The 13,808-nt window shown below is 39.2% G+C and carries 11 protein-coding genes; 3 read left to right on the forward strand and 8 right to left on the reverse strand.

Annotated elements, in window-relative coordinates; all coding sequences use genetic code 11:
• Window positions 1–117: 117 nt before the first annotated feature.
• Together O0V13_RS20985 and O0V13_RS20990 are read right to left on the reverse strand one after the other, a co-directional pair.
• Window positions 118–1,020, reverse strand: a complete 903-nt coding sequence (locus O0V13_RS20985) for an AraC family transcriptional regulator (RefSeq protein ID WP_268036981.1) — start codon at window positions 1,018–1,020, stop codon at window positions 118–120.
• Between the two features lie 139 nt (window positions 1,021–1,159).
• A complete protein-coding gene (locus O0V13_RS20990; protein ID WP_268036982.1) occupies window positions 1,160–2,410 on the reverse strand; it encodes a glycoside hydrolase family 76 protein in 1,251 nt (416 codons plus the stop codon).
• A 450-nt stretch (window positions 2,411–2,860) separates the two neighbouring features.
• Between O0V13_RS20990 and O0V13_RS20995 the strand changes: the two genes are divergently transcribed.
• A complete protein-coding gene (locus tag O0V13_RS20995; protein ID WP_268036983.1) occupies window positions 2,861–7,057 on the forward strand; it encodes a hybrid sensor histidine kinase/response regulator transcription factor in 4,197 nt (1,398 codons plus the stop codon).
• Window positions 7,058–7,174: 117 nt separating this feature from the next.
• Here the strand turns inward: O0V13_RS20995 and O0V13_RS21000 are convergent, their stop codons facing one another.
• The 6 genes from O0V13_RS21000 to O0V13_RS21025 all read right to left on the reverse strand — a co-directional run bounded on the left by O0V13_RS21000 (window position 7,175) and on the right by O0V13_RS21025 (window position 13,186).
• Complete coding sequence (locus O0V13_RS21000) at window positions 7,175–7,996, reverse strand: ferritin-like domain-containing protein (protein ID WP_268036984.1); 822 nt, start codon at window positions 7,994–7,996, stop codon at window positions 7,175–7,177.
• A 23-nt stretch (window positions 7,997–8,019) separates the two neighbouring features.
• Window positions 8,020–8,718 (reverse strand): ferritin-like domain-containing protein, encoded by a 699-nt coding sequence (locus O0V13_RS21005; protein WP_268036985.1) that lies wholly within the window; start codon window positions 8,716–8,718, stop codon window positions 8,020–8,022.
• A gap of 305 nt (window positions 8,719–9,023) precedes the next feature.
• A complete protein-coding gene (locus tag O0V13_RS21010; RefSeq protein ID WP_268036986.1) occupies window positions 9,024–9,857 on the reverse strand; it encodes an anti-sigma factor in 834 nt (277 codons plus the stop codon).
• Between the two features lies 1 nt (window position 9,858).
• Window positions 9,859–10,392 carry an RNA polymerase sigma factor gene (locus O0V13_RS21015; protein ID WP_268036987.1) on the reverse strand — a complete coding sequence of 178 codons (534 nt, stop codon included), beginning with the start codon at window positions 10,390–10,392 and terminating at the stop codon, window positions 9,859–9,861.
• A gap of 200 nt (window positions 10,393–10,592) precedes the next feature.
• Window positions 10,593–11,879 carry an aminotransferase class V-fold PLP-dependent enzyme gene (locus tag O0V13_RS21020; RefSeq protein ID WP_268036988.1) on the reverse strand — a complete coding sequence of 429 codons (1,287 nt, stop codon included), beginning with the start codon at window positions 11,877–11,879 and terminating at the stop codon, window positions 10,593–10,595.
• Window positions 11,880–12,301: 422 nt separating this feature from the next.
• Complete coding sequence (locus O0V13_RS21025) at window positions 12,302–13,186, reverse strand: DUF3078 domain-containing protein (RefSeq protein WP_268036989.1); 885 nt, start codon at window positions 13,184–13,186, stop codon at window positions 12,302–12,304.
• A 43-nt stretch (window positions 13,187–13,229) separates the two neighbouring features.
• Between O0V13_RS21025 and O0V13_RS21030 the strand changes: the two genes are divergently transcribed.
• Together O0V13_RS21030 and O0V13_RS21035 are read left to right on the forward strand one after the other, a co-directional pair.
• Window positions 13,230–13,505, forward strand: a complete 276-nt coding sequence (locus O0V13_RS21030) for a DUF202 domain-containing protein (RefSeq protein ID WP_073569821.1) — start codon at window positions 13,230–13,232, stop codon at window positions 13,503–13,505.
• 79 nt (window positions 13,506–13,584) lie between these two features.
• A complete protein-coding gene (locus tag O0V13_RS21035) occupies window positions 13,585–13,794 on the forward strand; it encodes a hypothetical protein (RefSeq protein WP_268036990.1) in 210 nt (69 codons plus the stop codon).
• Window positions 13,795–13,808: the final 14 nt, after the last annotated feature.

The following is a 13,808-nucleotide window of genomic DNA, read 5'->3' on the forward strand; positions in this document are numbered from 1 at the left end:
ATAAATCACCTTTAAATAGGTGATTTATAAGAAATAATAAAACTATAACAGCTATAAAATTAACATATTAATCCATTTTATTTTATAGTGTAAAATATCCATTTTAGACACCTTTACTCAATTAGAATACCCCAAAGACTGATTGCTTTTAGTAAAGTTGAAATACGATTTCTTGTAATCATTTGGGGTCATGCCTGTAATCTTTCGGAACTGTCGATTAAAATTAGAAAGTGTATTAAAGCCACACTCATAGGAAACCGCTAAAATCGAATCATTTTTCTCAAGCAACTTCATGCAAGCTTTGGAGATCCGAATCTGGGTTACATACTCGATTAAAGTCTGATTCGTGATGGATTTAAAATATCGGCAAAAAGAGGTCGGACTTAGATTGGCAAGAGCCGCTACTTCATCCAATTTGATTTCGTCTTTATAGTTTTCCTTGATGTATAAAAACACCTTCTCAAACCTATATAACTCGGGAAGTTGAGCCATCTCACCATCCACGTATCCAGGAGAAATAATGGAATAATCGCTGATTTCTGATAATACACTCGCCAATTCAAGTAATTGAGCTAAGTTTTTCGGACTACTCTTTGACTCGAATTTTTGAAATAATTCAATGAGTTTACCTTTTGAATCTCCCTGGATAATTAAACCCTGCTTTGCCTTTTCAAATAATGCTTTGAGTGTATGGGCTTCAGGAAATTTAGAAAGCTGACTACTGAATTGTGTTGAAAATTCAATGACCTGTGATTCTATTTTGCCGCTCTTCTCTTTTGGGGAGTCTCCCAAGTCAAAACGCCAGGCATGTGGAAGATTTTCTCCCAATAAAAACAGGTCTCCTTCTGCAAAGCAACTCACCTCCTCACCGATGAATTGAATCCCTTTTCCCGATACAATATATCGAAGTTCTAACTCAGGATGAAAATGAAGAGACTCGTTTGATTCCTGAGGATTTTCAACTCTAAAATTGAAGGATTTTAATGGCTCAAATGGGATTTTAAAGAATTTAGCACTCATAGTAAATTGAATAGGTTTGGGTTTAAGGTTATCTAAATAAGACTATCCAAAAGTCTCCTTGAGTTGATTGCAAACACGGGATTAATGGAGCCTCAAGAATCAAAAGGATAGCCTTGAATAGATGGAGGTTTGGGTCTTGTTAATTAGGTAATGGTTTCAATACACACATCGCCTCGGCTAGCATGCATCCCGAAAGCATCGGAGTCAAAGCTACAGGCTCATTATCTCCAGGAGCATTCCACCAGTCTCCCCCAAATAGCATCGTATTTTTGTTCAGGCCATTTTCAACCATGACCTTAGCAGCATTGGTCATGTAATCGTGGAATTTTTTGTGAGTTTGGGGATCCAAACCCGGATCATTGACCAGCTGGACGAAGTACCGGAAGAAAATACCATTGAATAGTCCACCATCTCCTGAAGTAGAATTGGAAAGCACCCCATGGTTGTTTGACATATGGTCAATCACATAATTGGAAGCTTTTACTGCATCTTTGAGGTATTGCTTGTCACCAGTAATCCGATACAGATCATGCGCAGCTCCTAGGAATGTGCCTTGATTGTAGGTATAGATGGAAGGGCTTATTTTCCCAGCTCTATTCATATTGTCAAAGACTTTTCCGCTTTCAGCATCATATAGATTGCTTTTCAGCCAAGAGAAAATCTTCACTGCTTCTTGCAAATAAGCTTCTTTTGGCTTTGATCCGGGACTTTCTAGTCGATCATACATCTGATATATTCTGGCAGCGACAAGGGCTGCAGGACCGTTGGAACAGGCATTTTTTGTTTTCTCCACATCAGTCTTCCAAGTGATCCCTCCATACCAAGGCGCTTCATCCTCCGGTCCCCAAGCTGGCCAAATCCAATCATTATACATCTGAATGGCCTTTTGAATATATTTTTCGTTGCTCGTAGATTGATACATTCTGATTTGGGCAAGGGTAATCCACTCCATATCATCCACAAATACATTCCACCAGGCATCTTCTGGTCTACCTGAGAAATTGTACTTGGGAGCTCCCTGCCACCAAAGTGGGTAGAAATCAAGGTAAAACTGGTCTCCGGATCTTTGATAGGAATCCACAAGGACATCCATCGCATGGGCCTGGGGCCAATAGTGATTGGTTGTCATATTGGACATATCACTGCCATAGTTAAAATAATAGCGATCCTCATAGCCTTCGAAATTGGCTCCCCAATAATGCTTGATCAAAGACCGGCTCATCTGATCTGCCAGATTCTCCCAATAGGCCTTATCTTTTAAATTCTCGTTTGATTCGACTTGCTCAGAAGTTCGAGTCAAAACTTCTTCTACTTTTTCAGAATTGTGCTCGCTCCAGAATGAAAAAACAACGAGTACAGAAAGGAAAATAATTGAATTAATCTTTAGCATTTTGTTGGTTTATTGGTTCGAACTTTGGCTTTTGAATTCCATCTTTCAACTATTGAAATCCTCATGCGCCCTCCTTTTAAACGGAAAAGATGAATCTGAATTCAGATCTTCAAAAGGCTTAAAATCCACCGATATCCTTTGAATGCGACTTGTAGAATTCTCAGCTTTTTTGGTAAAGTGAGGATCCATTTTTAGATCCTCACCTTTAAGTTGCTCAGAATTAACCAAGGCACCTCATAATCTATCTATGCACAAGTACAGGGTTTTACCGTCCTGTCTGGCTGTGCATATGTTCATATTTTTATTCCGTTTGTACATTTCAACAGGGAAATGGCCATTTTGACCAAATAGACCCAGGGTTCAGCTTTTCAATACATTCATATTTTTTGTACAATCGTGCAATTGCTATCTTTCTTGATAGAAATTAATAATACACCCAGAAGCATTCTTGTGAGAATCATCCATTCCTTCGATCTATTTCTTTCCGCTAGAATATTGAAAAAAGGCCTTAAGCTTACGTTTGTCTTTGCTGTCTATGTCCTATTGACCCAAGCTGCATTTGGACAAGCTTTCCCTTTCAAGTTCAATTACCTGACCATGGATGAGGGATTGTCCCATACCGATGTCAATGACATTACCCAGGATGACATGGGTTTCATTTGGATCGCTACCAACTTTGGATTGGATAGATTTGATGGGTATACTATCCGAAAATTTTACAATTCAAACGATCCGATCCAAAATGCCTTTAGGAATCGGATCATGAATATTTACCCTGATGAAAAAGGGGATTTATGGCTATCCACAGAAGGCGGGCTTCACCGGTTTGACCCCAAGACCGAGACATTCATCGATTATTCGCTTTTGGGAAGTCAATCCAGCCCTATCCTAAGTAATATCTATAAACCAAAAGGTGATTTGATCTATGGACGACTCGGATTCACTTTCAAGATTTATAAGATCTCTGGAAATCAAATAGAAGAACAACCTGTCTCCCTTCCAGATGGGATCCAATTTTATGATATCCAACCCGATCGCAATGGTGTCTTGCATTTTGCCGGCAATCAAGGGCTTTGGAGATTAGAAAATGGAAATCAGATTAACCCAATAAAAGTCACCGGCTTAGCTGAAACAGTCCTGCATAAAGTGTTTTTTGACAAAGAAAACCGAATGATTCTCTCTTCCGGTAAAACTCTTTTTCTCACCACTAAAACCACTTCCCATGAAGAGTCATCTGAGTATGTTGTTGAAAAAAAGGTAACCCTTGAAGAAGCTGAATCTATTCAAGTGTTTTCTGTGGCGACCAACGGCGATTTGTGGATCAATTCACGAAATGGTATGATACGCCTTGATTCTCAGCTAAACTTCATCCAGAAAATTGACACTCAAAGCACTCCACAAAGTCTCAATACCAATGTGGCAATGAGCTCTTTTATTGACCGCTCGGATTGCCTTTGGGTGGGCACATCCAATGGAGGACTCAATTACTGTGACTTGAATCAGAAGCAGTTTTATACCATGCGAGATATTCCTGGTCTGGAGAACTCATTAAACGGGAATAACATCAAAGCGATTCTGGAAAATGGAGACGACCTATGGATAGGCACCAATGCAAATGGTCTGAATTTATATAACTTAAAGACCGGACAGTTTAGCTATTTCAACACAAGCAGCTCACCTATAAAATTAAAGACCGACGAAATTTCTTCCCTGGCTTTGGATGAAGATAAAAACCTTTGGATAGGCAGTGCCAAAGGAATTGAAATTTTGAAATCAGATAAAAGTGAGCTTCTAAAGCCAGCAGGTTTTGATCAATTCCCTGATTATAGAATCTATACTCTGGCAAGGGATTTTTATGGAAATATCTGGTTTGGCAACTTTGAAAATTTCGGTTCTATCTGGCAAGATGAATCTGGAAAATTCCAAATCAAGAATTATGAAGAAGGTTATTTTATCTCTCCAGACCTCAAAAAACCCCAGCTTCTTGTTTCTGGCCGGCACGGATTGAAACGGGTTTTAATTGATGAAAAAGGAAACATCACCAAAACCTTCAATTACACGGCTTCCAATGCCAAAGGCGCATTGAACTCTGATTATGTAACCGCCATAAGCCAACAAAATGACAGTACCTATTGGGTCGGAACTATTGGGGGTGGGCTCAATCAATTTCAGCTCAACCCCAAAACCAATAAATTTTCGTTCCGGAATTTCAAGGATCAAAGCGGTGATTTCAACGATGTTGAAAGTGTTGAAATTGATGATAATGGAAATGTTTGGCTTGGAGGAAATGGTCTGGAAAGAATAAACCCTAGTACCTCAGAAGTAATCAGATTCAACAAGGACGATGGGCTACAAGGAAATAGCTTCAAAGTTGCAGTTTCCCATAAAGGTGCCCATGGCAAATTATACTTCGGTGGTACCAATGGACTGAATTACTTTTATCCTGAACAAATCAAAATCAATACAATTCAGGCAAAACCTGTTCTGACAGATATCTTAATCAACAATAAAAGGCCATCCTTTTCAAGTGAAGATTCCTTACAGAACACGATCAAATATGCGATTGGATATGACAAAAATCTGACGCTCAATTACCTACAGAATAATTTTGTCATCTCATTTTCATCCATGCATTTTGCAAACCCATTGAAGTCGCAATACAGATATCGTCTCGTTGGATTTGATCAAGGATGGAACATGACCGATGGAAGAAGACCTACAGCCTCCTACAATAATTTGGATTATGGCACCTACAATTTAATCGTCCAAGCCAGCAATCATGATGGAATTTGGAGTGATGATTCGACCCAATTGGAAATTGTAATTACTCCTCCTTGGTGGAATTCCAAACTTGCCAATTTTATCTATTTGTTGATTATCATCTCTATTGTAGTTGGTATATATCTCTATCAGGCAAGGTGGCATAGGCTAAAAAGAGAGATGGAAATCAGGGCCATCAATGAAAAGAAAAAGGAGGAATTATTTTCCCGCCGGGAAGAACTCTATCAACAGCAACTGACCTTTTTCACCAATATCTCCCATGAATTCCGTACTCCACTTACGCTGATCATTGGTCCATTGGAAAATTTGATGAAACAAAACCGCAACAAGGCCATCGATTACTCTTACCAAGTGATGCTTCGAAACTCCAAAAGGCTTTTCAACCTCATCAGTGAACTGATGAATTTCAGAAAGGTCTCTGAAAACATGATCAAATTGCAGGTAGAGAAATTGGATATTGAAAATTTCTGTAAGGATCTTTCGAAAGAATTCATTCCTATCGCCAATAGAAAGGAGATTGATTTTCAATTCATTAATAATGCAAAACATTCTCAACAGGGATATTTTGACCTTCCGATTATTGAAAAAATCCTGTTGAACCTGTTGAATAACTCATTCAAATACACTGGAAAGGAAGGAAAGGTATTGTTCGAAATATTTGATGATTTTGAAAATTACACCCCGGCATTTTCCTCAGGATTTAATCTAGTCAATGAATCCTATCGTGCTAAAAATTACCTCTATTTTAGGGTGTTTGACTCAGGAATAGGAATCTCAAAAGAAACAATCACCCACATTTTTGATCGCTTTTACAGAGTTAGCTCAGACCATCTGGGTTCTGGAATTGGACTTGCTCTGGTTAAAAGTTTGACTCAGGTTCACAAAGGAGATATTTATGTCCACAGTGAAAGACAAAAAGGGACAGAGATTATCATTGGAATTCCTTGTGGTCCCGAGGATTATGCGGCTTTAGAAAAGGCCAATAATAAAAACGTTCAGGAGGTCCGACTGGAAGCTGTTGACAACTATGAGGAGATGTTTTATACCGAAAGAATTCAACAGGAAACAGAAGAAGCTACTCCAGGCGATAGAAGTATGTTGATTGTGGAAGACAATGAGGAGCTTCGAACATTTCTGAAACAAACATTCGATCAATCTTATACTGTTTATCAGGCAGAAAATGGAGAAATAGCATTAGAATTGGCCAAAGAGAAAGTTCCAGATTTGATCATCAGTGATGTCATGATGCCTGGAATCAATGGGATTGAACTTTGTAAAGCCTTGAAAGAAAGTTTCGAAACTAGCCACATCCCTTTCATTATTTTATCAGCCAAAGATGCAATCGCTGCCAAGATCGAAGGAATGGAGTCCGGTGCAGACTACTATTTCTCCAAACCCCTGAGTGTCAACCTTCTTTCCCTCACGGTTCAAAACATATTTGATCAAATTGAAAAATTGAAGCTGAAGTTCAGAAATGAAGATTATGCAGAGGCCACCCAACTGGTTCATTCTGAAAAAGATAAACTCTTCATCGAAAAACTGCTGAACCTGATTGAGGAAAATATTGAAAACACAGCCTTGGATGTTGATTTCCTTTGCAAACACATGCACACGAGTCGGACCAAACTATATCAAAAGATCAAAAGCATCACTGATCAGTCTGTAGCAGATTTTGTCAGAACCATCCGATTGAAAAAAGCCATTGAAATCATGACTCATGAAGATATTGCCTTGAACAAAGTTGTTGAAAGAATCGGCATGCAGAGCAGCTCCAATTTCTCTAAGATTTTCAAAAAGAAATATGGTAAATCCCCTCTGCAGTTTATGCAGTCCCTGAGAGAAAATCACAGCTCAAAACAAGATTAACTCCCTTGGATGGACGCTATAAGACAAGAAAAAAACCTGTAAGGGAATCCTTACAGGCTTTTGCAAAACCCATCTCCTTTCTAAGATGGTATAACCCAGTTTACCTGAAAAATCACATTAAGAACTCAAAAACAAGCTGGCAATCCCCAGAGTTTGTTCCATGGTTAGCGGTTCATCCCAACCTTCAGAAACTGCATCCTGATCGATTCCGGTTAAATTCACAACGTTCACTCCGGCATGACTCACATTTTCCTCTCCTGCATAAATACCCGCTGCAGCCGCAGGCAAGGTTCCGTAATCATTGCCGGTGATCCAGCCTTTGGTCATGTCCTGACCCTTTTTAGTCCGTAGTCTTCTGACCATGGAAGCATGTCTGGCCTCCACAGAGTGAATGGATAAAGCAGCTGTCAAGACCACATCACTTTCCATCACATTGCCAGCCTGACCTTTGTAAGCCCGAACCCCTGTGTCCTCAAAAGCCTGAGCTAAGGCAAGGAAAGTTGGGTAATCATCGAAAGGCATGAAATTTCCACCTGCAGTAAAATCAAAAGAAGGTTCTGCCACAGGTGTTCCCATCAGAACATTGGAAATCACTTCAGTAAGGAAATTGACATGGGCCAATTCATGATCTCTAATTTTTTGAAAAATGGGACGCTCGGCGGTATCAATCACACCGGAATCCAATCCCATTTGGTAATAGTTGTATTCCAAATGCTCCAATGTCAGGGCATAATTCAGCACACCTATCAAAGAGTCGGTATCTGCTTTGGCTACATTAGGTAAAGCACTGAGTAAAGAAACCGGTACAGCAGCTAGAGCCATCTTCTTACTCATGTCTCCAAATTGTCGAAAAGCTTCTCTCCTGCTATAGAAACGGTCTTTTTCCTCGGCATTTGTGGTATCAGGACACATACTGTCCAATAGTTTTAACAAGTTCATAATTTTCTGTTTAGAGTTGGAGATTAACCTGGAAGTTGGCTGAAGTCAATTTCAGTCTTGACATAAGTACTAGCAGCAGTCAAGACCTCTTGGAAATTCAATGTCCGCTCCAAGCCATTGGCATCAATGATATCATCACCTGCAAAATCAGCCGAGTTGGGATTGATCAAATCTCGGATCGCTGCAGCATGTCTGGCTTCAACCGAAACAATCTTACCAGCAATCAACAACAGATCGCCACTTTCCAGAAACTGTCCTGCACCATTGTATGCGGCAACTCCCAGATCTTCAAATGTTTTTGCCGCTCCTAGTACGGAATTTCTGCTGCTAAAATCAATCGAGCTGAAATCCACTTCCAAATCAGCAATTGCATTGGCTCCTAAAGCCGCTTTGAAAAACTCACGGTGAGCACGTTCATGCTTTTCCAAATCACCCATAATGGTTTTTTCTTCAGCAGAAGCATTCGCAAAATAGCTTCCCATCATCACCTGGGCATAAAATGCAGCTTCCAGCTGCTCCAAAGCATAGGCATAATTCAAGATTCCCACATCTCCGGATCCTAAACTCACACCACCAGAAACAGGAGGCATTACGTCTTCGTCATCCTTACAGCCCATCAGCAGAAGTCCTGCCCCTGCTACAGATAAGGTCCCCATTTTGAGAAAAGCCCTCCTGTCTGTATGTTGAATCAAACCTTCTGGTTTGAAAAGTTCCTTTTTCATTTTGGATTGTTTTTAAGGTTAAAACTCTTTTTGGTTTCCATGGAAAAAATTTTGGCAATTCACGTGATTTGAAAAGAATTACGAGGTCGGATCGACAATTGGATTGCCTACCCTCAGATATTTTTTAAAAAAGAATAAAAAAATTGGTCCTTCTCCCTTAAAATCCACACATATCACCCGTTAAAAAACTGGTTCATAAGAAGTTGATTGGATGCTTGGATTCAGAAAAAATAGGCAATAAAAAATCTGACAAAATGGGGAATTGTCCCAAAGCGTCGTCATTAAAACACGAAAAAAGATGAAATTTAAGCGACCTCTCCTAGAACGACTAGTTTCTCGAGTGTCGGAGATTCAGAGCCACCCTTAGGCTCTATGGTAATGGCAAATGCTCCTGCAGCTGCTACTGCATTCATCTGCTGTAAAGTAAATTTCTCACCTGGATTGACCAATCCGATGCCGATTGGACCATCTTCTCCGATAGCCCATAACTGGTAGTCAAACTCATCAGAAAGGGAATTCAAATTGTTGACAGCAACAAAAACCTCTTGTGCATTTTGATCCCAGAAGACATCCACTTTCGCATCTTTTTGCATCGGAAGTGCCTCTCCCTTCATTTCTACGCGCAAGAAATCTCCTGCAACAATTCGATCTAATCTGGATTCGGTTTCTTCAAATTCCAAATTGGCCTTGTTCAAATTATCAGCCATCACCTGCTGGTCTAAAACCAACGCAGTGAATTTTTCATCAGTCTCGTAGAATTTCTGTGCATAATAAATTGCAGCGCTTGAGGCCATTATTGCCACCAAAGAGGCTGCAATGGCAAAGGGTCTCCAAGTGGATACTTGAACCACTTTGGTTTCTTTGACTGGTGCTGTTTTTTCAGATGCTGTCGATTCAGGACTTTGCTCTTGGAAGTCTTCCTCCAAAGCAGCAAATAACTTATCCTTCACCTGTGAAGAAGGTTGCTTCCCGGTTAATGTATCAAATGCAAACATCCCCTCCTCCAGCGCATCCAATTCCGCCTGAATCTGAGGGTACGCTTGGGCCATAGCGATCACCTCCTCGCGCTCACGCTCGGTCAACTCTCCCAGTAGGAAAAGCTCCAGTTTGCCTGATTCGATATATTGTTGGATGTCCACGCTAGATTCTACTTGAATTCTTTTTTAATACTTGCAATGCTGCCCTTACTCTTGATTTGACTGTTCCTAAAGGAATGTCAAACTCCTCGGAAATTTCCGAGTGAGTATATCCCTGGAAGTAAATATACTCGATGATAAATTTTTGGTCCGTATTGAGTTGATCCATCAACTCTCTGACCCCTATTCCGTCCACATGATCTTTGGTCTCTGATTGACTCTCCAAACCAAATACGAAGTCATCTATCGTATTGGTCTTAGTGGTTTGAGAAATTTCTTTGGACCGGAGTTTATCTATGGCTTTATTCCGACAAATATTTGCCATCCAGGTATACAAGCGCCCTTTAGACTCATCGTATAAATCTATTTTCCGTGTAATTTTAATAAAAGCGTCGTGAAATACTTCCTCGGCGATCGTCTGATCTGAGATAATTCTCGAAATAACAGCAAACAGGGCTCTCGAATACTTTTCGTAGAGGTATTCGGTAGTTGCTCTATTTCTGGCCCTTAGCCCTGCTATAATTTCGTGTTCCTGCAAAAATTGTTCGGTTGGAAACCCAAGGTCTTAAAAATAAAACTCAGCACCAAATGAAAAATCCAGGTTTGAGGAAATAGATTCTATTCTTACAAAACTGAAATTGATATAACGTAATTCTTATAAATTTTACAGAAATAGTTAATCCTCGAATTATCGAGAGCTATTTATTTTCTATTCAGAATCAAACGAAAAGCTAATTATTAGCTCTTAGCTAAATTGATTATTCCCATCACAAATCTGTCCAACTCCTGAGTACTCGTATACACATGGGGAGTGACCCGCATCCCATGAAACTTCCCTGTCTTGTCCCCTTTCTGAGTCACATGGATATGATACTCTTTAAGGAGCTTTTGTGCAACTTCACCATCGGGCATATTCTTTAAAGAAAAGGAAGCCAGAGCGCAAGCAAATTCAGGTTTCATGGAAGTCTTGATTTCTACATTAGGGATATCGATTACCTGCTCCACCCAATAGTTCTTCAAAAATCTTAACCGTTCCTCTTTTCTTTGAATTCCGATCACATTGTGAAACTGGATAGCTCTGGCAATGGATAATTCAGCTGGTAAATTTCGGGTTCCGAAAGTGGAAAATTTAGAGATTTTATCACTTTGTGGATCATCATGCGTAAACAGTGGCCACAAGTTCTGAATCTCTGATCTTTTCACATACAACATCCCAGTCCCAAAGGGTGCACACAACCATTTATGCAAACTGGTACCATAAAAATCACAGCCCAATTCTGGAATTTTAAAATCAATATGTCCAAAGGAATGAGCACCATCCACCAAAACCTTTACATGGGGATTTACTGATTTGACAGCATCTGAGATTTTCCTGACAGGCAGAATGTTACCATTGATATTATTGACATGGGTGATCGTCACCACCTTGGTTTTATCTGTGACTGCATTTTTATAAGCTTTTACAATCACCTCATCCTCCTCCACCGGCAAATCAAAAGAAAGCCATTTCAAAGTCACACCATACCTAGCCTCCACCTCCTGCCAAGTATTCATCACTGAAGTATAATCCTGTTCACAAAGAATGATTTCATCTCCTTTTTGATAATTCATCCCCCAAATGACCGTATTAATCGCTTCAGTGGTATTTCGATTGACTGCGATTTCTTCTGGGCTACAACCGGCCAATTCTGCCAATTGCTCTCTCACTGCATTTGAAATATCCCCTTTGCTCCACATATACATGGAGGGAATCGTATTGAATTCCCGAGTGTAATGCTCGAAGATCTCCTGGACCACCTTCGGTTGCGGACTGACACTTCCATTATTGAGGTTGGCGATTGCCGATGACACGGAAAATTCATTTCTCACCCAATCCCAAAGAAAATCATCATCCTCTATCAAAGGCAATTCTTTCCAGACATCTTTTTCTTTTGGGGTTTCCATGGAAATACCCGGTATTGCAAAAGTAGAGGAAGCCGCAGCGGCCAGAACTCCTTTCTTCAGAAAGTCTCTTCTAGTATTCATTTGTATGGGCGGTGGTTTGAAAAAGATAATACTGATAAATTCTTTTCGAGTAATCAAGAATTCATTGAAACTTAAAAAATGGTGATAAGTGGAGAACAATTTCAACTAGGTCAAATTGAAAAAGAAGATTCTGCATCACTTATTTCAAATTCGGAATAGTAAAGGAATAAAATGTTCAGAATTCTTATCAATCAGGAAACTTCTTAAGCCTTTTAGAAAACTGAAATTGAATAGGGATTGAATTGAGTGAAGTCAAAAAACAAAAAATTGTAATATTTCAAGAATAAAATAAAAAAGCAGGAGAAAATCTCCTGCCCTTTATTTGAAAACTAAACCAACTATTATTTAACTACCACAATGAATTCAAAAATAATACAATTATTAACAAAACAAAATACAAAATAAAAATTTGTCTTTTTTATTTATTCTTTAGGAAACGTACTGCGCTGGAAAGCAATTCCCAAAGCTAGCCCCTGGCTAAATTGGATTTTATCGTCTTGGTCAATATCGTAAATAGTCAGTGTGGTTAAGCTCACATTGATCAAATTGGAAACTTTCGCATTCAAGCCAACATCTAAGCGATGATCAATCGTATCGAAAGCCAACGTCTCATAATTAGCGTACATCTGATATCTTACTAAAAGTGAGACATTTTCTGAAAGTTTTTTATTCCAGTCGGCAAGCAAACTAAAAGCCGCCCATTCTTTTCTTACAGTCTGGCCAATAGGTACTCCATAGTTTTCTGGAACATTCAGATACAAATCTTTATCAGTCACAAAAGTGAATCTTGGGGATAAAGGAGATAATCTTAAGCTAAACTCATCATTGGGTTTGTATTCAAAACCCAGTGCAGTAGTCAAATAAGCAGGATTCGCAAACTTGGAAATCAAAGTTCTTGTTCCATCATCATTGAATTCATAACCTGCAGCAAATTGTGAAAGGAAGTTTGCAGAAAAGAACATATTCCACTTGGGACCAATTGCATAACCCACCTTTGAGTCCAAGAAAATACGGTCATTTGCCTTTCGGCCATCCTCACCTTGGTTTTTCACAATCCCGTAGATGAAATCCATTGTATTGTCCCAAGACCATTTATCTTTCTTATAATTTGCTCTCCCATTAAGGTATGTACCAATTGCAATCGAATTGACACCCCCACCCTTCCAGTTACTACTAAAAGAACCTTGATTGAAATTCAAACCTCCACCAATTTCTTTTAACCAATAGGTGGTGTCTTTTTCTGCCTCTTGGGCCATCACTTGTGTAGCCATCAAGGCTAAAAAGAAAAGTGTAAATAATCTTTTCATAAACCGTTATTGAGTAATTTAACTTAAAATAATTAATGCAAATATGGAAAAGGACTTTGAAAATGAACTGATTATCCGGGATTTTTTAGCTAGACAACGGACAACTTTGGCAAATCAACGTACTCTTTTGACATATATACGCACATCTCTTTACTTTTTAGTCAGTGGGACTGCACTTTTTGAGGTTGAGCATTTGAATCATATCAGAGACTTCGGTTACCTTGCTTTTGTTCTTTCTGCAGTCTTCTTGGTACTTGGTTTTTACAGTTATTTCAGTGTAAGGTCGAAACTAAAGAAAGGAAATTATCACAAAATGTAATTTCAATAAGTGATAAAATTTTAATTTTAGTTTACCTATATTTCAAATAACAAATAAACCCATTTTATCCCAAATCCATATGAGAATCTTAGGAGTAATTTTAGTTATTGCCGGGGTATTGATGCTTTTTAGTAATAGCATCAGCTTTACAACCAAAGAAAAAGTGATCGACGCGGGTCCTATTCAGGTGAGTGCGGATAAAGAGCGAACCCTAGATTGGCCTCAATATGCAGGCGGAATAGTCGCAGCTGCAGGAATTGCTTTAATGATTTTTGCAAAAAAGAAATAAAGAAAAGCCCCTTT

It is taken from the genome of Algoriphagus sp. PAP.12 (assembly GCF_026652115.1).
Lineage (GTDB): Bacteria > Bacteroidota > Bacteroidia > Cytophagales > Cyclobacteriaceae > Algoriphagus.